We start from the raw sequence: 21,048 nt of genomic DNA on the forward strand, positions 1-21,048 counted from the left end.
CCCGATCGCCGTCAGGGCAGCACCGGCACCGACTGCGGGTCCGCCAGGTACGGCCCCCAGCCCAGCTCGGCCGCGCCCGCGAGCGCGCCGTGCGCCAGCTCCGCGCCGACGATCGGCACCCGGCCGCTGCGCCCCCACAGGCTGCGCTCGGCGACCACCGACCGCAGCCGGTCGGGCGCGGCCTCCAGCAGGTGGAGGTGCAGCCCGCTGAGGACCACCCGGTCGGGGTTGAGGATGTTGGCGACGCCCGCCAGGCCGAGTCCGAGCCGGTCGATGACGTGCTCCACCGCCGCCCGCGCCCGGTCGTCCGTCGCGGCGGCCCGGCACAGCTCGCGCGCCTGGTCGAGCAGCGGGCGTCCCGGTTCCGGGGTGAGCCCGGCGGCGGTGAACAGCGCGTCGGGGTCGGTCTCGGAGTTCAGGCAGCCCCGGTTGCCGCACATGCAGGGCCGTCCCTGCGGGTCGACGGTGAGGTGGCCGACCTCCAGGGCGAGGCCGGCGCTGCCGGTGTGCAGGTGTCCGTCGATGACCAGCGCGCCACCGACGCCGCGGTGGCCGGAGGTGACGAAGAGCAGGTGGCGGGCGCCGCGGCCGGCGCCGTGCCGGTACTCGGCGAGCGCGGCCAGGTTGGCGTCGTTGGCGATCGCGGTGGGCAGCGGGCGCAGCGCCTTCGGGCCGTGGTCGGCGCGTCCGACCTCGACGTCGTACAGGTCGGCGACCGGGGTGCCGCTGGGCCAGGCGAAGTGCAGCGCGGCGAGGGCGGTGCCGTCCGGCTCGGTGACCGGGTTGGGCAGCGCGAGCGCGGCGCCCAGGCAGCGGCGGTCGGTCGCGCGGGCGAGCTCGGCACCAGCCACGGCGACGGCGCGCAGCATCCGGACCGGGTCGGTGGCGGCGGGCAGCGGCAGGTGGACGGGCGGGTCGAGCAGTCCGCCGAGGCCGGCCAGGGTGACGCTCAGTCCGTCGGCGTGGATCTGCCCGGCGACCACGACCGGGCCGTTCGGGTCGATCGCGAGCCGGTGCGACGGGCGGCCGCGGCCGCCGCCGGCCGGGCGCGAGTCGACGGTGATCAGGCCGAGCGCCTCGAGTTCGGCGGTGACCGCGCCGGCGGTGGCCCGGGTGACGTCCAGCGCGCGGGTGAGCGCCGAGCGGGTCGGCGTCTGGCCGGTGTGGATCAGGGAGAGCGCTGGGCCGAGCAGCGTCCGGCCCCGGTCGGGAGCCGCGCGGCGGTGGTTGTCGCGCTGCGCGTCGGAGTCGTTCCCGGTACCGGGCCTCGGGCTTGATGGTGAGAGCTGCACGCCCCTATTGTGACTTTGTGTCGCTTCGAAACAAAATCGGTTCACGCACCCGGCCCGATCGCCCCTCCTTCCAGTCTCGCAGCACACCCCCGGTGACGGACAGCCCCTGGGGTCCTGCACGTATCGCCCTCACCGCGTTCTTCGCCGTCGACGGCTTCCTCTTCGCCTCCTGGGTCGTCCGCATCCCGGACATCCGCAGTCAGGTCAGCGCCTCGCACAGCGCCCTCGGGCTCGCCCTGCTCTGCCTGTCCATCGGCGCCGTCCTCACCATGCCCGTGATCGGCCGGCTCTGCCTGCGGTACGGCTCCCGGCCGGTGACCGTCGGCTCGCTCGCCCTGCTCAGCCTCGCCGTGCTGCTGCCCGCGCACGCCCACTCGGTCACCGCACTCGGCGGGGTGCTGCTGCTGTTCGGCGCGGGGTACGGCGGGGCCAACGTCGCGATGAACAGCGCCGCCGTCGACCTGGTCGCGCAGCTGCGGCGGCCCGTGATGCCCAGCTTCCACGCCGGGTACAGCTTCGGCGGACTGGTCGGCACCGGCGTCAGCGGACTGCTCGCCGGCCCGCTGAGCACCGCATGGGCGCTCGCGCTCAGCGCGGCGCTGGGAATGGCCGTCACCGTCGGCGCGGGCGTCGTCCTGCTGCGCAGCCCGGCGGCGGCAGCGGTCGCACCGGGCCATACGGACCGTACGAGCCACACGGGCCGCACGGGCCGCACGGGCCGCACGGCGGAACCGTCCGGGACCACGCGGCCGGACGCGGGCTCGACCCGCCCCCGTACCCGCCTGCTCGTCCTGCTGCTCGGCCTCACCGCGCTCTGCACCGCGTACGGCGAGGGCGCGATCGCCGACTGGGCCACGCTCCACCTCACCGACGACGTCCGGGCGAGTTCCGTGGTGGCCGCCACCGGCTACGGCGCGTACGCGTTCGCGATGGCCGGTGGGCGGGTCGGCGGCACCTGGCTGTCCATCAGGCTCGGCCAGACCCGGCTGATGCTGTTCGGCGGGCTGACGGCGGCGGTCGGCATGCTGGTCGCCGCCCTGGCGCCGGTGGTGCCGGTGGCGATCTGCGGGTTCGTGCTGGTCGGCCTCGGCCTGGCCAACCTCTTCCCGCTCGCCATCGCCCGGGCCGGTGCGGCGGGCGGGCCGCAGGGCGTCGCGTTCGCCTCCTCGCTCGGCTACGGGGGGATGCTGATCGGCCCGGTGGTGATCGGCTTCCTCGCCGACGCGGCCGGACTGCCGCTGGCCCTCACCACGGTCACCCTCGCGGCCACGGTGGCGGCGCTCCTGCCGCTGTCGGTCGGACGGCGGGTGACGGACGACCGGTGACGGTCGACAGGCAACGGATGACAGAGAACAGCGAACAGATGACAGCCGACAGATAACAGCTGACAGACACTGAAATCTGTTATCTGTCACCTGTCATCCGCCATCCGCCGTATGACAGGATGCGAGGCCATGACGACCAGCGAACGCTTCCAGGTACTGCGGGCGGGCGAGCGCCCGGCGACGGCGTGGCTCAACGGGGGCGGGGTGACCAGGGAGGTCGCCGGGTTCCCGGTCGGCGCCGGACTGGACGCCTTCGACTGGCGGGTCAGCCTCGCGGACGTCGCCTCGGCGGGGCCGTTCTCCCCGTTCCCCGGGATCGACCGGGTGATCACCCTGGTCGAGGGCGCCGGCATGGCGCTCACCGTCGACGGTACCGAGCAGCTGGTCGACGCGCCGTTCCGGCCGTTCGCCTTCTCCGGCGACGCGACCACCGACTGTCGGCTGCTGGCCGGCCCGGTGGTGGACTTCAACGTGATGACGCGCCGCGGGCGGGTCGAGGCCGCGGTCGACCTGGCCACCGCGGCCACCACGGCCGACATCCCGGACGGGAGCACCGCCCTCCTGGTCTGCCTCGTCGGCACCGCCACCATCCACGGCGCCTCCGTCGACGGCGTCGAACTCTCCCGCTACGACGCCGCGTTGCTCGACACCCCGGGCACGTACGAGCTGCGCCCGGACGGCACCACCGCCGTCATCGCCTTCCGCACCGCGCCCTGAGAGCCGGTCAAGGGCCGCACCACCGAACAGCGGCGCTCCCACCTCCCGGGACCACCCCGGGGGCAGGAGCGCCGCCGCCGCTTCACCCGCAGAACACCGGCGTGGCGTGCCCCGGATCCAGCGCGTTGGTGACCAGGTGCAGCGCCGTCGGCGAGAACGCGATCCCGACGTGCTCCACCAGCGAGACCGGGCAGTGTTCCTGCACCACCTGGTTGTCGACGTCCGGGCCGCTCAGGAACTGGGTCCGCCACGGGGTGACGACTTCATCGAGGACCGTCGAGATCACCGTGTAGCGCACACCCGGTACGGTGTCGGGCCGGGAGGCCATCACCGTGTTGAAGTCGGAGCCCACCGCCTGGTCCCGGCAGGCCTTGCAGACCGTGTAGACCAGGTCCGCGACGCCCGGGAAGTACGGCACCAGGTTGGTGATCCCGTCGAGCGTCGTGCCGTGGTTGGACGGCGCCAGCCCGACCATCCTGCCGACCTTGGACCCGCCACCGAGGAACTTGAGGTAGTAGTTCGGCAGCATGCCGCCCTGCGAGTGCCCGACGATGTCGACCTTGGCCGCACCGGTCGCGGTCCGCACCAGGTCCACGAACCGGCCGAGTTGGGCCGCCGACTCCGGCACCGGCCCGAGGCCGCCGATCGGCAGCAGCAGGCCGCTGCCGCTGGAGATAACGCCGGGGATCATCCCGTAGTCGAGGGCGAAGACGCAGTACCCGAGGCTCTTCAGCAGCGGGGAGAGCGCCAGCCAGTTCTCGTAGCGGTTGGCGAAGGTGCCGTGCACCAGGACGACCGGGTCGGGGTGCGCGGTGGTCGGCCGGCACGTCCAGTCGTTGGCGCCGGGCGGCGAGGCCACCGTGTCGCCGTCCGGCGGCAGTTCGGCGGACGCTGCGGCCGAGCCGGACGAGGTGGACGCTGCGGCCGAGCCGGCCGCGACGGCCGAGGCGCTCGCGACAGGCACGGCAGCGCTCGCCGGCGAAACCGTCGCACCGGCCAGCACCGCCCCCGCCAGCAGCAGCGCACCCAGCGCGCCTGCGCCCCTGCGGCGCACCGGAGTTGCGGAGAAGCGGAGAAGTGGGGTTCTCAACTGTTGCCTCCACAGCGGAAGTTTGTTACCAACAGGTAACCCGAGGGCACCATCATGCGGTCGCCCCTCCGGCCCGGCCCTTGGGCGTCCCCCAGACCTGGACGGTGTTCTCTGTGACCGGTCACAACGCACCCCACCCCGCGCTCCCGAACGCCTCCGACCGGACACCGGACTGGCACGTCCCGGTGATCGGCGGGCTCCCGACCGACCAGCGACTGCTCGGCGGCGTACGGGAGCTGGCCGAGACCGTGGTCGCCGCCCTGCTGGAGCGGGTGCCGGTCTACCGCCGGCTGCCGCGCGAACAGCTCACCGGCGAGCTGACCCGGGACACCGAGCGCCGCATCCGCGCCCTCGCCCACACCGTACGGACCGGACTCCCCGCCCCCGCCGAGGAGTTCACCGCCGTCCGGGAGGCCGCCGCCCGGCGGGCCGAGGAGGGCCTGCCGCTGGACGCCGTCCTGCTCGCCCACCACCTCGGACTGGAGGTCTGCTGGGAGTTCGCCACCCGGCACGCCCGGGACGACGACGCCGCCGACCTGCTCGCCCTCAACCGGCTGCTGCTCGACCAGCTCCGCCAGGCCGTCAGCGCCGCCGGGGCGGGCTATCTGGACGGCCGCCGCCCGGCCACCGGCCGACGGGACTCGGCCCGGCACTCCCTGCTCGGCGCGCTGCTCGCGGGCACCCCCGCCGACGCGGCCGCCGAGCGCGCCGGGCTCCGCCTGTCCACCGGGTACACCGTGCTCTGCCTGTCCCTCGCCGACCACCCCGACGAGCACTCCCCCGGTGTCGATCCGGGCATCGCCGCCCTCCGCAAGCTCCGCCGGTTCGAGGCCGAACTCGACCACCGCACCCGGCAGTCGGCGCTCACCGCGCTCACCCCCACGGGCGGCCTGGTGCTCGTCCCGTTCGGACCGTCACCCGGTCCGGACGAGGACGGAGCCGGCGAGGCGCCGTGGCCGCTGCTCGCCGCCGCCCTCGCCGCGGCGGCCCGGGCGGCCGGCGTTCCCGTCCTGGCCGGGGCCGCGCCCGCCACCCCCGCCGAGGTGCCCGGCGCGGCCGCTCTCGCCTACGAAGTCCTCGACGTGGCAAGGGCGTTCGGCCGACCGCCGGGGCTGCACCGGCTGGACGACGTCCTGCTGGAGTACCAGCTCACCCGCCCCAGCCAGGCCCGCTCCCGGCTCGCCGCCCTGCTCGAACCGCTCGCCGACGCCGAGGAGTTGCTCATCACCCTGCACACCCACCTGGCCGGCGGCCTGAACCGCCGCCACACCGCGAGCGCCCTGCACCTGCACCCGAATACCGTCGACTACCGGCTGCGCCGGATCGCCGCACTGACCGGCCTGGATCCGGCCCGCCCCGCCGACCTCCCGCGGATCGCCGCCGCCATCGCCGCCCGCACCGCCGAACAGGCCTCCCTCGCCGGGTAGTTCGGGACGACTGCCAGCACCGGGCCGGTGCCCGGCGACCGACTTCAGCCCTGCTCCCCCGGCAGCCGCAGGTCCCAGCCGACCAGGGCGCGCAGCTGCTCCGCGGTCACGCCGTCCGGCACCGGCTGCGGAGCGTCGTGGCGCAGCGGCGGCTGCCAGCCCTCCTCCTCGGTCCAGCGGCGCACCACCTTGGCCGGCGCCCCGGCGACCACGCTGTGGTCGGGAACGTCGCCGCGCACCACGGCGCCCGCCGCGACCACCACGTTGCGTCCGATCCGCGCCCCCGGCAGGATCACCGCGCCGGTGCCGATCCAGCTGCCCGTGCCGATCTCCACCGGTTCGTTGCGCGGCCACTGCTTGCCGATCGGCAGCTCGGTGTCCCGGTACTCGTGCGCCTGGTCGCTGATGTACACGCCGGGGCCGGTCCACACGTCGTCGCCGATGACGATCGACTGGTGGCCGACGATGTGGCTGTCCCGGCCGATCACGCAGCCGCCGCCGATCCGCACGATCGGCTCCGGCCCGAGGTCGAGCCCGGGCAGGAAGCCCGCGCTGATGGTGACCCGCTCGCCGATGATCGAGAACGGCCCGATGGTGATCCACTGCTCGTTGAACACCGCCCCGAGCGGGAAGCTGAGCGTCGTGCCGTCGCCCAGCTCGCCGAACCGGTACGGGCCGGGGTTGCGGCTGGTGACCGCTCCGGTCCGCTGCACCCAGCGCCAGCCCCGGTGGACGAGGCGTCCGGCGGCGCGGCGGCCACCGGTCCGGACGGCTGAGACGAGCGAACGGGTTATCGGCATGCGCTCACGTTACCGGCCCGTAGCATCCGCCCGTCCGCCGGGAGGCAACCGGAGGAATGTCCGAAATCCGCGACCGGCGGACCGGCCGCGATGGAAGACTCCGTCCTATGGAGATCACCGAGCACATCGACGCGCTGCGCCGCGAGGGCACCAGGCTCGCCGAGGCCGCGGCCCGTACCGAGTTGTCCGCCCCCGTACCGACCTGTCCGGACTGGCAGCTGACGAAGCTGCTGCAGCACATCGGCTCCGTCCACCGCTGGGCCGCCGCGATCGTGTCCGGAGGCGCGCCGACGCCGCCGGACGAGGCGGACGCGCAGGCCGCCGTCGGGCCGCTGCCCTCGGACGCCGCGCTGCTCGACTGGTACCGCGAGGGCCACGCCGCCCTGGTGGACACCCTCACCGCGGCGCCCGCCGACCTCGAGTGCTGGACCTTCCTGTCCTCGCCCAGCCCGCTGGCGTTCTGGGCCCGGCGCCAGGCGCACGAGACCGCCGTCCACCGCCGCGACGCCGACGCGGCCGCCGGGGTGCCCGGTCCGGTCGTGAACACCGCGCTCGCCCTCGACGGCATCGACGAACTGGTGAGCGGCTTCACGACCCTCGGCCGGTCCAAGCTGCGCAGCGACCGGCCGCGCACCCTCCTGGTCCGGGCCACCGACGGCCCCGGCTCCTGGCACCTGACGATCACCCGGGATGCGCCGGCCGTCACCACCGGCGAGGGCCCCGAGCCGGCCGATCTGACCCTCGCCGGCCCGGCCCACGAGCTCTACCTGCTGCTGTGGAACCGGCTGTCCGCCCAGCAGGCCGGGGAGGTCAAGGCGATCGGCGACCAGAGCCTGCTCGCCCTCTGGAGCGAGACGGCGGCGGTCCTCTGACCGTGCCGGCCGCGACCCCTGCGCACGGGTCGTCACGCCCGGGGGCGGCGACGCCCCCGGGCGAACGGGCACCCGGGAAACCCGGCCCTCAGCGCACCCAGCGCGCGGGCCGCTTCTCCAGGAACGAGCGCATCCCCTCCTGCGCCTCCGCCGAGCCGAAGAGCCGCGCCGACAGCTCCACCAGCTCCTCCGCGTCCCGCTCGAAGGAGCGCACCACCTCGGCGTTGGCCAGCCGCTTCGACTCCGCCAGGCCCTGCGGGGAGCCCAGGCGCAGCGCGTCCAGCAGGCCCTTGAGCGCCACGTCGGTGGCCTCGGCGGAGTCGGTGGCGCTGGTGATCAGCCCGATCCGGGCGGCCTCGGCGGCGTCGAAGACCTCGCCGGTGAGGTAGTAGCGGGAGGCGGCGCGCGGGTCCAGCTTCGGGCGCAGCGGCAGCGAGATGACGGCGGGCGCGAGGCCGAGCCGCACCTCGGTGAAGGCGAAGGTCGAGGCCGGTCCGGCGACGGCGAGGTCCGCCGCGCCGACCAGGCCGAGGCCGCCGGCCCGGACGTGGCCGTGGATGACGGCGATCACCGGCTTGGCGCAGTCCACGATCGCCCGCTGGAGCTCGACCAGGCCGCGCGGGCCGACCGTCGGGTCCGCGCCGGTCGCCTCGGAGAGGTCCGCGCCCGCGCAGAACACCTTGCCGGTGTGCCCGAGCACCACGGCGCGGACCTCCGGGTCGGCCGCGGCGGAGGCCAGTCCGGCGTGCAGCTCGGCCATCAGCCGGGTGGAGAGCGCGTTGCGGTTGTGCGGCGAGTCGAGGGTGAGCCTGGTGACGGCGTCGGCGGTGCTGACGTGGACGAGGGGCGCTGCGCTGGTCATCGGCGGGGCCTGCCTTCCGGCTGAGGGTGGGTCGGACTGCGGGTGCGGTCCGGGAGGTGCCCGGACGACGCCCGGACGACTCTGGCACGCCCACCCGTCCCTCGGCCAGAGCCGACCGGCCCGAGGACCGGAACCACCCGCCGCTCCCCCCGGCCTGGACCCCGGTCGGCGGCCCACCCCAAGTGGTACAGACCTGTTGACGCATTGGTCCAGTCCTCCTACAGTTCCCATGCCTTGCCTCCCCACGGCACAGGCATCGATCGCACACGGATCAACTGCACGGATCAACCAAGGTTCTACGTCACCCTGTTCAACCCCCACAGTCACAGGGAGAACCATGTCCGCTCGATCCCGGGCCGGGCGCCCGCGCGTGCGCAGCAGACTGCTGGCACTGCTCTCCGTCCTGCTCCTGCCCCTCGCCGCGCTCACCGCGCTGGCCGCCCCGGCGCACGCCGCCGGAAAGCTCACCGCCACCTTCACCACGGCCGACAACGGCTCCTGGTGGCAGGGCACCTACATCGTCCACAACGACAACGCGACCGCGGTGAGCGGCTGGACCCTGGAGTTCGACCTCCCGGCCGGCGTCACCATCGGCAACAGCTACAACGGCACCGCCACCGTGAGCGGCCGGCACGTCACCGCCACCGCGGCGTTCTACAACTCCACCGTCAACGCCCACGGCACCACCGAGCCGTACAGCTTCTGGTTCGTCGGCAACGGCCCGGTCACCGCCCCGCTCAACTGCCGTGTCAACGGCGACAAGTGCGACGGCAGCGCGGACGTCCCGCCGTCCGCGCCGGGCACCCCGACGGTCACCGAGTCCACCGCGCACACGCTCGCCCTGAGCTGGCCGGCCGCCACCGGCGGGGACTTCCCGGTCGCCTCCTACGACGTGCTGAGCGGTAGCACGGTGCTCGCCTCCAGCCCGTCCACCGGCGTGCTGGTCACCGGCCTCACCCCGGCCACCTCGTACACCCTGACCGTCCGCGCCAAGGACAGCCGCGGCAACACCGGCCCGCTCAGCGCGGGCGTCACCGCGTCCACCTTCGATCCGTCCACCGACACCTCGCCGCCCACCGCACCGGCCAACCTCCGGGCCACCGCGGTCGGTTCGACGGACGTGACGCTCGCCTGGAACGCCGCCACCGACAACGTCCGGGTGGCCGCGTACGACGTCTACCAGGGCGGCACCCTGGTGGCCACGGTCACCGGCAGCACGCTCGGCGCGACCGTCGGCAGCCTCTCCCCGTCCACCGCCTACACGTTCACCGTGAAGGCCCGGGACGCCGCCGACAACGTCTCGCCCGCCTCCGCCCCGCTCACCGTGACCACCTCGGACCTGGTCGGCGCCGGGAAGTACGCCCGGGTCGGCTACTTCGTCCAGTGGGGCATCTACGGCCGCCAGTACTTCGTCAAGAACCTGGACACCTCGGGCGCCGCCGCCAAGCTCGACGTCGTCAACTACGCCTTCGAGAACATCGATCCGGTCAACCTGACCTGCCAGGCCGGCGTCACCAAGGGCACCACCGCCAACCCGGAGGACCCGGACCAGGGCACCGGCGCCGGTGACGCCGACGCGGACTACGGCCGGGCGATGAGCGCCGACCAGTCGGTGGACGGCGTGGCCGACGACGGCTGGGGCAAACTCCGCGGCAACCTCAACCAGTTGAAGAAGCTGAAGGCCAAGTACCCCAACCTGAAGGTGGTCGTCTCGCTCGGCGGCTGGACCTACTCCAAGTACTTCTCCGACGCCGCCGCCACCGACGCGTCCCGCCAGAAGTTCGTCAAGTCCTGCGTCGACACCTGGATCAAGGGCAACCTGCCGGCCTACAACGGCGCCGGCGGCGACGGCGTGGCAGCGGGCATCTTCGACGGCATCGACCTCGACTGGGAGTGGCCCGGCTCCGCCGACGGCCACCCGGGCAACCACTGGAGCGCCAACGACAAGGGCAACCTGACCCTGCTGCTGGCCGAATTCCGCAAGCAGCTGGACGCGTTGGGCGGCTCGCACAAGCTGCTCACCGCCTTCACCCCCGCCGACCCGGCGAAGGTCGCGGCCGGCTGGGACCTCTCGAAGATCTTCGGCTCGCTGGACATCGCCAACGTCCAGGGCTACGACTTCCACGGCTCCGGCAGCGACAACTCCTGGGAGCCGAACCGCACCGGCCACGCCTCCAACCTCTACCAGGACCCGAACGACCCCTACGCCACCCACTTCAGCGTGGACACGGCCGTCCAGACGTACCTGAACGCCGGGGTCAACCCGCGCAAGCTGACCATCGGCTTCCCGTTCTACGGGCGCGGCTGGCAGACCGTCGCGGACGGCGGCGCGAACGGCGCCTGGCAGTCCGCGAACGGCGCCGCACCCGGCCAGTTCAGCGACGAGGCCGGCACCCGCGGGTACAACAACCTGATCACCAGCCTCTCCGGTCTCAAGGTCTACCACGACCCCAAGTCCGTTGCGACGTACGGCTACACGGGAGCCGGCGGGCAGTGGTGGACCTTCGACGACGCCTGGTCGATCTCGCAGAAGACCGCCTACCTCAAGTCGAAGAACCTGCTCGGCGGCATGATCTGGGAGATGTCCGGCGACACCCCGTCCGGCACCCTGATGTCCGCACTGGACACCGGGCTCAAGTAGCGCTCCCCGCAAGGGAAGCGGGGCCGGTGCCCCTCCCGCGCACGGAGGGACACCGGCCCCGCTCCACAGCGTCACGAGCTCACGACGCCACGGCGGCCGCCCTACCGCGAGGCCATCGACGCCAGCCGCCGCGCGGCCCGGTACTGCCGCAGCACCTGGGCGAAGGAGGTGTGCCCCTGGGTGGTCCGGGCGAAGGCCCGCCAGGCCGGCGGCACCAGGCAGACCGCCGCGTGGAACAGGTACGGCCGCCGCTCGAAGGCGCCCAGCAGCTGCTTGCCCGCGCGCATCTCCACGCCCAGCCCGGCCTTGACCGCGAACGCGTAGTTCAGCGCCTCGCGCCGCACCGCCGCCGCGTTGCCCGCCTCGGCGACCTGCACCGCCCACTCACCGGCCAGCCGGCCCGAGCGCAGCGCGTACGAGATGCCCTCGCGGGTCCACGGTTCCAGCAGTCCGGCCGCGTCCCCGGCGACCAGCACCCGGCCGCGGGAGAGCGGCGAGTCCTCGGTCCGGCAGCGGGTCAGGTGCCCGGACTCGACCTGCGGGGTGAACCCGGACAGGCCCAGCCGGCGGATGTAGTCGGCGAGGTACTGCTTGGTCCGCTCGCCGTCGCCGCGCGCCGAGATGACGCCGACGGTCAGGCTGCTGGTCTCGGTCTTCGGGAACACCCAGCCGTAACTGCCGGGCAGCGGACCCCAGTCGAGGTGGATCCGGCCCGCCCAGTCGGCCGCGACCTGGGCCGGCACCGGGATCTCGGCCTCCAGGCCGAGGTCGATCTGGTCGAAGGTGACGCCGACGTGCCGGCCGATCCGGCTCGCGCTGCCGTCCGCGCCGACCACCGCGCGGGCCTCGAAGGTGCGCCCGTCGGCGGCCGTCACCAGGGCCGTCCGGTGCTCCCCGCCGCGCTGCTCGACGCCGGTGACGGTCACTCCGGTGACCAGCACCGCCCCGGCCTGCTTGGCCGCCTGCACCAGGCGCAGGTCGAACTCGTCCCGGTTGACCAGGCCGAACAGCATCCGCTTGGACCGCCGCGTACGGGTGTACCTCCCGTTGTAGGCGAAGGTGACGGCGTGCACCCGGTCCTGCAGCGGCAACCGGAAGTCCGGCGGCAGGCTGTCCCGGGAGGGGCCGATGATGCCGCCGCCGCAGGTCTTGTACCGGGGGTGTTCGGCCTTGTCGAGCAGCAGCACCCGGCGGCCCTGGGCCGCGGCGGCGTGCGCGGCCGAGGAGCCCGCCGGTCCGGCGCCGACCACCACGACGTCCCAGACGCCGTCCAGCGGCGCGGCCGCGTCGTCGGTCGGACCGCCCTCGGCCGGGCTGTCGAGCGGGCTACGGGAATCGGAGCTTCCGGAGTCAGTCACGTCGAGCAATCCTATGCGTCCGGCCGCGCCGGTCGAGCGCGCCGCCCCCACACCGGCGCCACCCGGTCGTACGGCCCGCCCGAAGGCGGCCCCTCCCCTCGGAGGCCCGGTCCGCGGCCCACCCTCGGAACTCCCTGTTCCGCTCCACCTATGATCGGCACTACCGCAAACCGCCTCCTCCGCCCACACCACCCCAAGGGCGGACCGTCCCCCCGGAGCCCCGATGTCACAGCCCCTGGCCGACGCCGTCCGATCCCTGATGGACCGTGCCCGCACCGACCTCGCCGAGCTGGTCGCCTTCCCGTCGGTCGCCGACCCGCGCCAGTTCCCGGTCGAGAAGTGCGAGAAGGCCGCGCGCTGGGTCGCCGACGCCTTCGCCGCCGAGGGCCTGACCGGCATCCGGCTGCTGGACACCCCGGACGGCACCCAGTCCGTCTACGGCGAGCTGCCCGGCCCCGAGGGCGCGCCGACCGTCCTGCTCTACTCCCACTACGACGTCCAGCCCCCGCTGGACGAGAACGCCTGGCACAGCCCCGCCTTCGAGCTGACCGAGCGCGACGGCCGCTGGTACGGGCGCGGCGCCGCCGACTGCAAGGGCAACATCCTGATGCACCTGACGGCGCTGCGGGCGCTGCGTCAGGTCCACGGCGACGCCTACCCGGTCGGCCTGAAGATCATCGTCGAGGGCTCCGAGGAGCAGGGCACGGGCGGTCTGGAGCGCTACGCCGAGGCCCACCCCGAGCTGCTCGCCGCCGACGCCATCATCATCGGCGACACCGGCAACTTCGCCCCCGGCCTGCCCACCGTGACCACCTCGCTGCGCGGCATGACGATCGTCGAGGCCACCGTCACCACGCTGGCCGGCAACCTGCACTCCGGGGCCTTCGGCGGCGCCGCCCCCGACGCGCTCCAGTCCCTGGTCCGGATGCTGGCCTCGCTGCACGACGAGAACGGCGACGTCGCGGTGGCCGGCCTGACCGCCGACCAGACCTGGACCGGCGTCCAGTACCCGGAGGAGCAGTTCCGCTCCGACGCCAAGGTGCTCGACGGCGTCGCCCTGACCGGCACCGGCACCCTCGCGGACCGCCTCTGGGCCCGCCCGGCCGTCACCGTCCTCGGCATCGACGCCCCGCCGGTGATCGGCGCCACCTCCTCCGTCCAGGCCACCGCCAAGGCCCTGATCAGCCTGCGCGTCGCCCCGGGCACGGACGCGGGCGCCGCCCAGGACGCCCTGGTCGCCCACCTGGAGGCGCAGGTCCCGCTCGGCGCCCGGCTCACCGTCGAGCGCCAGGGCAACGGCGCCCCGTTCCGCGCCGACACCAGCGGCCCGGCGTACGAGGCGATGGGCGAGGCGATGGGCGAGGCCTTCGGGACGCCCATGGTCGCCTCCGGCGAGGGCGGCTCGATCCCGCTCTGCAACACGCTGCGCTCGCTCTACCCGCAGGCCGAGATCGTGCTGATCGGCGTCGAGGAGCCGACCACCCAGATCCACGCGGTCAACGAGAGCGTCGACCCGCGGGAGCTGGAGCAGATGGCCCTCACCGAGGCGCTGTTCCTCCGCCGCTACGCCGAACTGCGCTCCGTCTGACGGACCTTCGCAGCGACGTCCCGAGGCTCTTCGCGGAGGACGTCCGGCCGCCCGCCGCGCAACCGGCGGGCGGCCGCCAGCACCGCCGCGTAACCGACCGCGCCCACCGCGAGCCCGGCCCCGGCGCCGAAGCAGACCTCCGGCACCAGGTTCCGCCGCAGCGGAGCGAGCCGGTGCAGCACCCCGGCGGCCGTCGCCGCGCCCAGCGTCGCGACGGCCGCCCGCCGGGCCCGGGGCGCCAGCCGCACGGCCGGCCGCACCGGCTCGACGGCCCGCACCGCCCGCGCCGCCCAACCGCCCAGCGCCGCCAGGGCGAGCGCCGAACTGCCGTACTGCAGCGCCTCGTACAGCGGGACCCCGGCCACCGGGCGGTCCAGGACGGGCAGCAGCCGCACCCCCAGCCGGCCCCCGTGGGTGAACGCGTCCCAGCCGACGTGGGTGGCCGCCCCGATCGCCGCCGAGGCCGCGAACCACGCCGCGCCACCGACCGCACCGCCGACCGCACCGGCGTCCGCGGGGCCTGCGGCGTTCCCGGCCCGCCGGACGGTCAACGCCTCGGCGCCGCCCGCCCACCGCTCGGGCAGCAGCGCCACCAGCGGCCCGCGCAGCAGCCCGTGCCAGCCGGCCACCAGCGCGCCGGCGATCGCCACGTCCACCGTCGGCACCGCCCACCAGCGGTGCGTGAGCCCGCCCTGGCCGTACACCCCGGGCAGCAGGGACTCGGCGAAGAACGGCACGTCCGGCGCCATCGACCCGGCGACCAGCGCCGACGCCACCAGGGGCCCGCGCGCCCCGGCGGCGCGCAGCAGGGGCAGGACGGCGGCGGGGTGGCTCAACGTGAAGGGCATGCCCCCATCCTGCCGCCCGGGACCGCGGCGCGCCGCGCCGGGAGGCGCACCATGCTCCCCCACTCGCCCCGCGGCCCCGCACCGACCGGCCGCTACGCCGCGTCCGCCGTGCTCGCCAGCCCCACGGCCACCCGGCTCCCCGCCTCCAGGTACCGCAGCTCGCCGCTCCGCCGCGCGTCCAGCGCCGCCGCCAGCCGCCGGTAGCGTCCCGGGGGCAGCAGCTCCCCGGCCTCGTCCAGGGTGACGAAGCGACAACCGCGCAGCTCCTCCTGCTGGAGCAGCAGGTGCTGCCGGCCCTCCTCGTCCAGCAGCCCGCCGTCGTACATCAGCCGCAGGCCGCCGCGGCGCGGGCCGGTGCGCGGCTCCCAGTCGACGGCGAGCAGGCGCAGCGCGGACGGGTCCAGGCGCAGGCCCAGCTCCTCGGCGGTCTCGCGCAGGGCGGCGTCGGTGGGGGCCTCGCCGCGCTCGACCACGCCGCCGGGGAAGTCCCAGTCGGGCTTGTAGACCGGGTCCACCAGCAGCACGCGGTCCTGCTCGTCGAAGAACAGGACGGCGGAGGCGACGGTGTCGCCGGTCGGGTCCGGGGTCTGGACGATCGGGCAGCGGGCGGCGCCGACCCGGACCAGCTCGGCGATCCGGTGCGCGGTCTCCCGGGGGGAGATCCCGCTGGTGTCGATCATCCGGGCGTCGCCGACCAGCCAGCGGCGGGCGGCGCGGTAGCGGGGCAGGTGCTCGAGGCACCAGGCGCGGACCCGCTCGCTGCCCTCCGGGTCACCCGGGCACTCGTCGCGGTGGGCTATGCGGTCGCGCAGGATCGTTTCTTCAGGGTCCAGCACGACGTGGTGCACCGTGATCCCGTGCGAGGCCAGGTCCCCGAAGATCTCGTCCCGGTAGTCCTCCCTGAGCAGGGTCATCGGGACCACCAGCGGACCCCCGACCTCACCGAGCAGCGCCGCCGCCGTCTCGGGGACGAGCCGGCGCCAGGCCGCCAGGTCCTGGAAGTCGGACACCGTCGCCAGCCGGTCGGCCGGGAGCATCCGACGCAGGCCGAAGCCCACCAGCTCGGGATCGAAGAGCACGCTCCCGGGCAGCAGTTCCACCAGCTCGCGGCAGGCGCTCGTCTTGCCCGCCCCGAATGTGCCATTGACCCAGACGATCACAACGTCCCCTGCCCTCGACTTCCCCCGATGCCGTTCGCACCGGGCAGCGCCCCCGTTGGTCGAACCAGCGCCACCCGTGGTGGTACCCGCGCCACGCCGCTCCCCATGCCTCCCCGGCGCGCCCGCCCGCACGCCCCGATCTGCCCCGTGACAGCGGCATGTGCCCAGGTCAGACGACCCTATGCGGAAATATGCAGACCGGTCTACATCAAAATTGCACCCCTTCGCCACTGCTAGGGCACAGGATGCCTGGTGGGTCGACCCGCTACGCACGCCCCACGCGCACGCTCCGCACGCCCCCCACTCGTACGCCCCCGTGCGCCGCGCGCCCCGGGCTCGGCCCGTTCGCGCCCTGCGCTCGACCACCACCGCCCGCCTCCTTGCGCCGCCCGCGCCCCACCGCGTACAGAGGAACGATGAAGCTGCTTCCCGCCGGTCGGGTCGTCGTCATCGGCTCGGTCAACACCGACCGCATCCTCCGCTGCCCCGTGCTGCCCTCCCCCGGCGAGACCGTCCTCGCCACCGCCGCCACCCGGGGCTTCGGCGGCAAGGGGGCCAACCAGGCGGTGGCGGCGGCCCGGATGGGGGCGGCGACGCACCTGGTCGCCAAGGTCGGACGGGACGCCGAGGGCGAGGCGGCGCGTGCCGACCTGCGGGGCGCGCAGGTCGAGACGGGCGCCGTGCTCACCCATCCGGACGCGCCCACCGGTCAGGCGATCGTCATGGTCGACCCTGCCGGCGAGAACAGCATCGTCGTCCTCCCCGGCGCCAACGCCCACCTGACCCCGGAGGAGGTCACCGCCGCGCTCACCCGCCTCCGGCTGCTCCCCGTCGACGTGGTCCTGACCAGCAACGAGGTCCCCGCGGAGTGCATCCGCGCGACCGCCGCCGCACTGCCCGCCGCGGGCCCCTCGGGCGGCACCCGCTGGCTGCACAACACCGCCCCGGCCGGCACCCTGCCGGAGGCCGGCCCCACCGGACGCCGCCCGCTGGTCGTCGCGAACGCCGTCGAGGCCCGCCAGCTCACCGGCGCCGCCGACGTCACCGGGGCCGCCCGGGCGCTGGCCGAACACGCCGAGGGCGCCGTGGTCACCCTCGGCGGCGAGGGCGCGCTGGTCGTCGTGGACGGAACGCCGACCCGGCTGCCCGCCCCGACCGTCCGAGTGGTCGACACCACCGGCGCCGGCGACGCCTTCTGCGGCGCCCTCGCCGCCGCACTCGCCCGCGGCGCCGCGCTGCCCGACGCGGCCGCCACCGCCGTCGCCGCCGGAGCCTTCGCCGTCACCGGCCTCGGCGCCCGCGGCGCGCTGCCCCGCCCGACGGACCTCTGACCGGGCGTCGGGCCGAGCGGGCATCGCGCGCCCCGGGCTCGGCCCGGACCGACGAGGACACCCCCGTCGGGGGCACCGGGCGGACCCGGCACCCCCGACGGGCGGACGGCGACCCCGCTACGGGCGCCCCATGTACGACGGGTAGTAGCCGCTGCTGATCCCCGAGATCCGGATGTTGGTCCCGGGCCGCGCGGCCTCGACGTACCTGTTGTCGCCCAGGTAGATGGCCACGTGCTGGATGCCCCGGGCGGTCCCGTCCGGCGACCAGAACAGCAGGTCGCCGCGGCGCAGCTGGCCGGCCCCGATCGGCGTGGTCGCCGCGTACTGGTCGTTGGCCACCCGCGGCAGGCTGATCCCGCCGCGCCGGAAGGACTGCTGCACCAGGCCCGAGCAGTCGTAGCCGTCCGGCCCGTTGCCGGCCCGGCGGAACGGCACGCCCAGCTGGGAGAGCGCGAACTGCACGGCGGTCTCGACGTCCCGGTCCTCGGCGACCGAGTCGTCGAAGTAGCCCGGGGAGTCCGAGGAGGAGCCGCCTCCGGTGCGCTCCAGGTAGATGTCGTAGTGCGAGGTCCAGCGCCACTCGCCCCTGCTGTTGCGGAACCAGTAGCGCGAGCCGTCCCAGCCCTGGGTGATCCCGCCGGAGGACGTGGTCGTGGTCCTGGCGGCGGACGAGGAGCCGCCTCCGGTGCGCTGCACGTAGACGTCGTAGTGCGAGGTCCAGCGCCACTGCCCCTGGCTGTTCTTGAACCAGTACCGGGAGCCGTCCCAGCCGGCGTGCGCCGGGGCGGGCTCGGCGGCCGCGGGGCTGACACCGGTGCCGAGGCCGATCAGGCCCGCACTGGTCGCGATCACGGCCACCATGCCTATCCCCCGACGGAGCCGCGCGCTGCGGGACGGACGGGAGGGACGGACGGTGGCAGCGTCCTGCTGCCCGGTCGGTTCGCCGGCGGCCTCCGGCGCGCCGGTGTTGACGGTGGTCATCGTGCTGACTTCCTTCACTGCTGCGGATCGCTGCGGATCGCTGCGGATTTGCAGCGGGTTGCTGTGACCGGCCAGGACTGGCCGTGCTTGTCGGCAGGGCCCCCGCCCGGCACACCGCGGCTTCCGGTCCTGCGACCGGAAGCCGCCGGCGTGCCGCCCGGGGGGTCGGCCCTGCCTGCGTGTCACGTTAGGCACGCGTCCGCTCACTGCGCGCAGTGGAGTGCGCCAATGGAAGGGTCACGGGTGGTGAGCACCGACGGCGCATCAGGGTGAACACCCGTCATCCGAGGGGCCGTCCGACCGCCCTCTCCTCAGCGGCCGCCGGCCTCCGTCAGCAGCTGCTTCTTCAGCACCTTTCCCAGGGCGTTCCTGGGCAGTTCGGGCACCAGGACGACCCGGCGCGGCCGCTTGTGCACCGAGAGCCGCTCCGCCACGAAGGCCGTCAGCTGCTCCCCCGTCACGGCGCCGTCCGGGATGACGTACGCGACGATCGCCTGTCCGAGGTCCTCGTCCGGCACGCCGACCACCGCCGCGTCGGCGACCGCCGGGTGGTCGCGCAGCGCGGCCTCCACCTCGCCCGCGCCGATCCGGTAGCCGCCGCTCTTGATCAGGTCGACCGAGGCGCGGCCGACGATCCGGTGGAAGCCGTCCGCCCCGATCACCGCGACGTCGCCGGTCCGGAACCAGCCGTCCGCCGTCCACGCCTCGGCGTCCGCGTCCGGCCGGTTGAGGTAACCGCTGAACAGCGTCGGCCCGGAGACCTGGAGTTCGCCGACGCTCTCCCCGTCGCCGGGCACCGGCGCGCCGTCCTCGCCGACCAGCCGGGTGCGGACCCCCTCCACCGGCAGCCCGACGCTGCCGGGGCGCCGCTCGCCGTCCGCCCGGGTGCTGACGGTGATCAGCGACTCGGTCATCCCGTACCGCTCGATCGGGGCGTGCCCGGTGAGCGCCGCGAGCTTCTCGAACACCGGCACGGGCAGCGGCGCGCTGCCGGAGACCAGCAGCCGGGCCGGGGCGAGCCGGGCCGCGGCCTGCGGGTCCGCCGCCAGCCGGGACCACACGGTGGGCACCCCGAAGTACAGGCTGCCGCCCGCCGCCGCGTACCCCTCCGGGGTGGGCCGCCCGGTGTGCACCAGTCCGCTGCCGGTGCGCAGGGCGCCGAGCACGCCGAGCAGCAGCCCGTGCACGTGGAAGAGCGGCAGGCCGTGGACAAGGGTGTCCTCGGCAGTCCACTGCCAGGCGGCGGCGAGGGCGTCCAGATCGGCGGCGATCGCCTCGCGCCGGATCACCACGCCCTTGGGGGCGCCGGTGGTGCCCGAGGTGTAGAGCACGAAGCCGGTCGACCCGGCGGCGGGCTCGGCGTAGCTGGTGGTGGAGCGCCGCGCGGGGTCGACCGGCAGCCCGGCCACCGAGGTGTCCTGCGGCAGCACCTCCCCGACGGCGTGCGCGAGCAGCGCCGCGCCCGAGTCGCGCAGGATGTGCTCGCGCTCCTTGGGCCCCGAGTCGGGCGGCAGCGGCACCACCGGGACGCCCGCCAGCAGGCCGCCGACCACGGCGGTGACGGTCTCGACGGTGGGCCGGGCGAGCACCGCGAGCGCCGGGGCGCCGGCCACCCGGTCGGCGACGGCGGTCGCCGCGCCCAGCAGGTCCTCCCGGGAGAGCGTCCGACCGTCGATCCGCAGCGCGTCCGCCGCGTCGCCGAAACCGCCCTGAAGTGCCGTCAGCAGTGCCATGCCACCGTCCTCGCCTCGTCCATCACCACCGCGCCGCGCCCGTGCGCCACGCGCCGGCGCCGACTCTACGGGCCACCGCCCGGCCCGCCGCGCGCCGGGGACGGCGAGCGGGGCCGGCGACGGCGGAGAACAACCGGGAAGGCCGGGGAAGGACCGGGGACGGCCGGGTACGACGGAGGGCGCGGCACCGGGCACCCGGCACCACGCCCTCCGAACCTTCCGCGCGGATCAGGCCTTGCGGGCCTTCACCTCGGCGGTGAGCTGCGGCAGCACCTGGAAGAGGTCGCCGACCACGCCGTAGTCGACCAGCTCGAAGATCGGGGCCTCGGGGTCCTTGTTGACGGCCACGATGGTCTTCGAGGTCTGCATGCCGGCCCGGTGCTGGATCGCGCCGGAGATGCCCGCCGCGATGTAGAGCTGCGGGGAGACCTGCTTGCCGGTCTGGCCGACCTGGCTGCTGTGCGGGTACCAGCCGGCGTCCACGGCGGCGCGCGAGGCGCCGACGGCCGCGCCCAGCGCGTCCGCGAGCTCCTCGACCACGCCGAAGCCCTCGGCGGCACCGACACCACGGCCACCGGAGACCACGATCGCGGCCTCGGTCAGCTCGGGACGGCCGGAGGACACCCGCGGGGTGCGCGAGACGACCTTGGCGGCGTTGCCGGTGAACGCGACGGCGACGTCCTCCACCGCGCCGGCCGCCGGGGCGGCCTCCGGGGCGACGGCGTTCGGCTTCACGGTGATGACCGGCGCGCCCTTGGTGACCTTGGACTTCACCTGGAAGGACGCGGCGAACACCGACTGGGTGGCGACCGGACCGCCGTCGCCGGCCTCCAGGTCGATGGCGTCGGTGATGATGCCGGAGCCGATCCGCAGCGCGACGCGCGCGGCCACCTCCTTGCCCTCACCGGAGGACGTCACCAGCACCGCCGCCACGTCGTTCGCCTTGGCGATCTGCGCCAGCGCGTCCACCTTCGGGACGACCAGCTGGTCGGCGAACTCCGCGCCGTCGGCGACGTACACCTT

At 74.8% G+C, this 21,048-nt stretch carries 17 protein-coding genes; 7 read left to right on the forward strand and 10 right to left on the reverse strand.

The genetic code is table 11. The features are described 5' to 3' along the window. Nucleotides 1-11 precede the first annotated feature (11 nt). Nucleotides 12-1,292, reverse strand: coding sequence for an ROK family protein (locus ACWDD9_RS36215; RefSeq protein ID WP_079272930.1), 1,281 nt, complete (start codon nt 1,290-1,292; stop codon nt 12-14). A gap of 92 nt (nt 1,293-1,384) precedes the next feature. Here ACWDD9_RS36215 and ACWDD9_RS36220 point away from each other — a divergent pair, with 92 nt between their 5' ends. Next, nucleotides 1,385-2,617, forward strand: a complete 1,233-nt coding sequence (locus tag ACWDD9_RS36220) for an MFS transporter (protein ID WP_449813949.1) — start codon at nt 1,385-1,387, stop codon at nt 2,615-2,617. 129 nt (nt 2,618-2,746) lie between these two features. After that, nucleotides 2,747-3,334, forward strand: coding sequence for a HutD/Ves family protein (locus ACWDD9_RS36225; protein WP_449813950.1), 588 nt, complete (start codon nt 2,747-2,749; stop codon nt 3,332-3,334). Nucleotides 3,335-3,416: 82 nt separating this feature from the next. Here ACWDD9_RS36225 and ACWDD9_RS36230 read toward each other — a convergent pair whose 3' ends face one another. Next, entirely contained in the window at nt 3,417-4,334 is a 918-nt protein-coding gene (locus ACWDD9_RS36230) for an esterase/lipase family protein (RefSeq protein WP_449813961.1), read from the reverse strand. A gap of 203 nt (nt 4,335-4,537) precedes the next feature. Here ACWDD9_RS36230 and ACWDD9_RS36235 point away from each other — a divergent pair, with 203 nt between their 5' ends. Continuing rightward, the gene (locus tag ACWDD9_RS36235) at nt 4,538-5,851 is read left to right on the forward strand and encodes a PucR family transcriptional regulator (protein ID WP_449813951.1); all 1,314 of its coding nucleotides are present in this window, start codon (nt 4,538-4,540) and stop codon (nt 5,849-5,851) included. Nucleotides 5,852-5,895: 44 nt separating this feature from the next. On the opposite strand, the gene ACWDD9_RS36240 is transcribed toward ACWDD9_RS36235, so the two are convergent. Further along, on the reverse strand, nt 5,896-6,651 hold the full coding sequence (locus tag ACWDD9_RS36240; protein WP_449813952.1) for an acyltransferase: 756 nt from the start codon (nt 6,649-6,651) through the stop codon (nt 5,896-5,898). 107 nt (nt 6,652-6,758) lie between these two features. Between ACWDD9_RS36240 and ACWDD9_RS36245 the strand changes: the two genes are divergently transcribed. Continuing rightward, entirely contained in the window at nt 6,759-7,523 is a 765-nt protein-coding gene (locus ACWDD9_RS36245) for a maleylpyruvate isomerase family mycothiol-dependent enzyme (RefSeq protein ID WP_449813953.1), read from the forward strand. A gap of 88 nt (nt 7,524-7,611) precedes the next feature. On the opposite strand, the gene ACWDD9_RS36250 is transcribed toward ACWDD9_RS36245, so the two are convergent. Further along, nucleotides 7,612-8,385 carry an enoyl-CoA hydratase family protein gene (locus tag ACWDD9_RS36250; protein WP_449813954.1) on the reverse strand — a complete coding sequence of 258 codons (774 nt, stop codon included), beginning with the start codon at nt 8,383-8,385 and terminating at the stop codon, nt 7,612-7,614. Nucleotides 8,386-8,722: 337 nt separating this feature from the next. On the opposite strand from ACWDD9_RS36250, the gene ACWDD9_RS36255 reads away from it, so the two are divergent. Further along, nucleotides 8,723-11,026 carry a glycosyl hydrolase family 18 protein gene (locus ACWDD9_RS36255; protein ID WP_449813955.1) on the forward strand — a complete coding sequence of 768 codons (2,304 nt, stop codon included), beginning with the start codon at nt 8,723-8,725 and terminating at the stop codon, nt 11,024-11,026. Nucleotides 11,027-11,127: 101 nt separating this feature from the next. Here the strand turns inward: ACWDD9_RS36255 and ACWDD9_RS36260 are convergent, their stop codons facing one another. Continuing rightward, nucleotides 11,128-12,384 (reverse strand): geranylgeranyl reductase family protein, encoded by a 1,257-nt coding sequence (locus ACWDD9_RS36260; RefSeq protein WP_079272936.1) that lies wholly within the window; start codon nt 12,382-12,384, stop codon nt 11,128-11,130. Nucleotides 12,385-12,607: 223 nt separating this feature from the next. On the opposite strand from ACWDD9_RS36260, the gene ACWDD9_RS36265 reads away from it, so the two are divergent. Beyond that, the gene (locus tag ACWDD9_RS36265) at nt 12,608-13,972 is read left to right on the forward strand and encodes a M20/M25/M40 family metallo-hydrolase (protein WP_449813956.1); all 1,365 of its coding nucleotides are present in this window, start codon (nt 12,608-12,610) and stop codon (nt 13,970-13,972) included. Here ACWDD9_RS36265 and ACWDD9_RS36270 read toward each other — a convergent pair. Together ACWDD9_RS36270 and ACWDD9_RS36275 are read right to left on the reverse strand one after the other, a co-directional pair. Continuing rightward, nucleotides 13,948-14,820: a DUF4184 family protein gene (locus ACWDD9_RS36270; protein ID WP_449813957.1), complete on the reverse strand. Its 873-nt coding sequence runs from the start codon at nt 14,818-14,820 to the stop codon at nt 13,948-13,950. The two genes, ACWDD9_RS36265 and ACWDD9_RS36270, sit on opposite strands and share 25 nt — an antisense overlap. 92 nt (nt 14,821-14,912) lie before the next feature. Further along, nucleotides 14,913-15,980, reverse strand: a complete 1,068-nt coding sequence (locus ACWDD9_RS36275) for an NUDIX hydrolase (RefSeq protein ID WP_049660630.1) — start codon at nt 15,978-15,980, stop codon at nt 14,913-14,915. 416 nt (nt 15,981-16,396) lie between these two features. Between ACWDD9_RS36275 and ACWDD9_RS36280 the strand changes: the two genes are divergently transcribed. Then, nucleotides 16,397-17,311: a PfkB family carbohydrate kinase gene (locus tag ACWDD9_RS36280; RefSeq protein ID WP_387830729.1), complete on the forward strand. Its 915-nt coding sequence runs from the start codon at nt 16,397-16,399 to the stop codon at nt 17,309-17,311. A gap of 117 nt (nt 17,312-17,428) precedes the next feature. Here ACWDD9_RS36280 and ACWDD9_RS36285 read toward each other — a convergent pair whose 3' ends face one another. The 3 genes from ACWDD9_RS36285 to ACWDD9_RS36295 all read right to left on the reverse strand — a co-directional run. Continuing rightward, nucleotides 17,429-18,292, reverse strand: a complete 864-nt coding sequence (locus tag ACWDD9_RS36285) for a C40 family peptidase (protein ID WP_387975949.1) — start codon at nt 18,290-18,292, stop codon at nt 17,429-17,431. Nucleotides 18,293-18,603: 311 nt separating this feature from the next. After that, entirely contained in the window at nt 18,604-20,025 is a 1,422-nt protein-coding gene (locus ACWDD9_RS36290) for an acyl-CoA synthetase (RefSeq protein ID WP_449813958.1), read from the reverse strand. A 228-nt stretch (nt 20,026-20,253) separates the two neighbouring features. Then, nucleotides 20,254-21,048, reverse strand: a 795-nt coding sequence (locus tag ACWDD9_RS36295; protein WP_449813959.1) for an electron transfer flavoprotein subunit alpha/FixB family protein, incomplete at its 5' end; no start/stop codon positions are given.

It is taken from the genome of Kitasatospora sp. NPDC001119 (assembly GCF_053598475.1).

Coding starts and splice junctions, on each gene's coding strand:
- ACWDD9_RS36250 (WP_449813954.1), bottom strand. CDS start 8,385: ATGACCAGCGCAGCGCCCCTCGTCCACGTCAGCACCGCCGACGCCGTC.
- ACWDD9_RS36265 (WP_449813956.1), top strand. CDS start 12,608: ATGTCACAGCCCCTGGCCGACGCCGTCCGATCCCTGATGGACCGTGCC.
- ACWDD9_RS36290 (WP_449813958.1), bottom strand. CDS start 20,025: ATGGCACTGCTGACGGCACTTCAGGGCGGTTTCGGCGACGCGGCGGAC.
- ACWDD9_RS36240 (WP_449813952.1), bottom strand. CDS start 6,651: ATGCCGATAACCCGTTCGCTCGTCTCAGCCGTCCGGACCGGTGGCCGC.
- ACWDD9_RS36270 (WP_449813957.1), bottom strand. CDS start 14,820: ATGCCCTTCACGTTGAGCCACCCCGCCGCCGTCCTGCCCCTGCTGCGC.
- ACWDD9_RS36285 (WP_387975949.1), bottom strand. CDS start 18,292: ATGACCACCGTCAACACCGGCGCGCCGGAGGCCGCCGGCGAACCGACC.
- ACWDD9_RS36225 (WP_449813950.1), top strand. CDS start 2,747: ATGACGACCAGCGAACGCTTCCAGGTACTGCGGGCGGGCGAGCGCCCG.
- ACWDD9_RS36255 (WP_449813955.1), top strand. CDS start 8,723: ATGTCCGCTCGATCCCGGGCCGGGCGCCCGCGCGTGCGCAGCAGACTG.
- ACWDD9_RS36280 (WP_387830729.1), top strand. CDS start 16,397: ATGAAGCTGCTTCCCGCCGGTCGGGTCGTCGTCATCGGCTCGGTCAAC.
- ACWDD9_RS36245 (WP_449813953.1), top strand. CDS start 6,759: ATGGAGATCACCGAGCACATCGACGCGCTGCGCCGCGAGGGCACCAGG.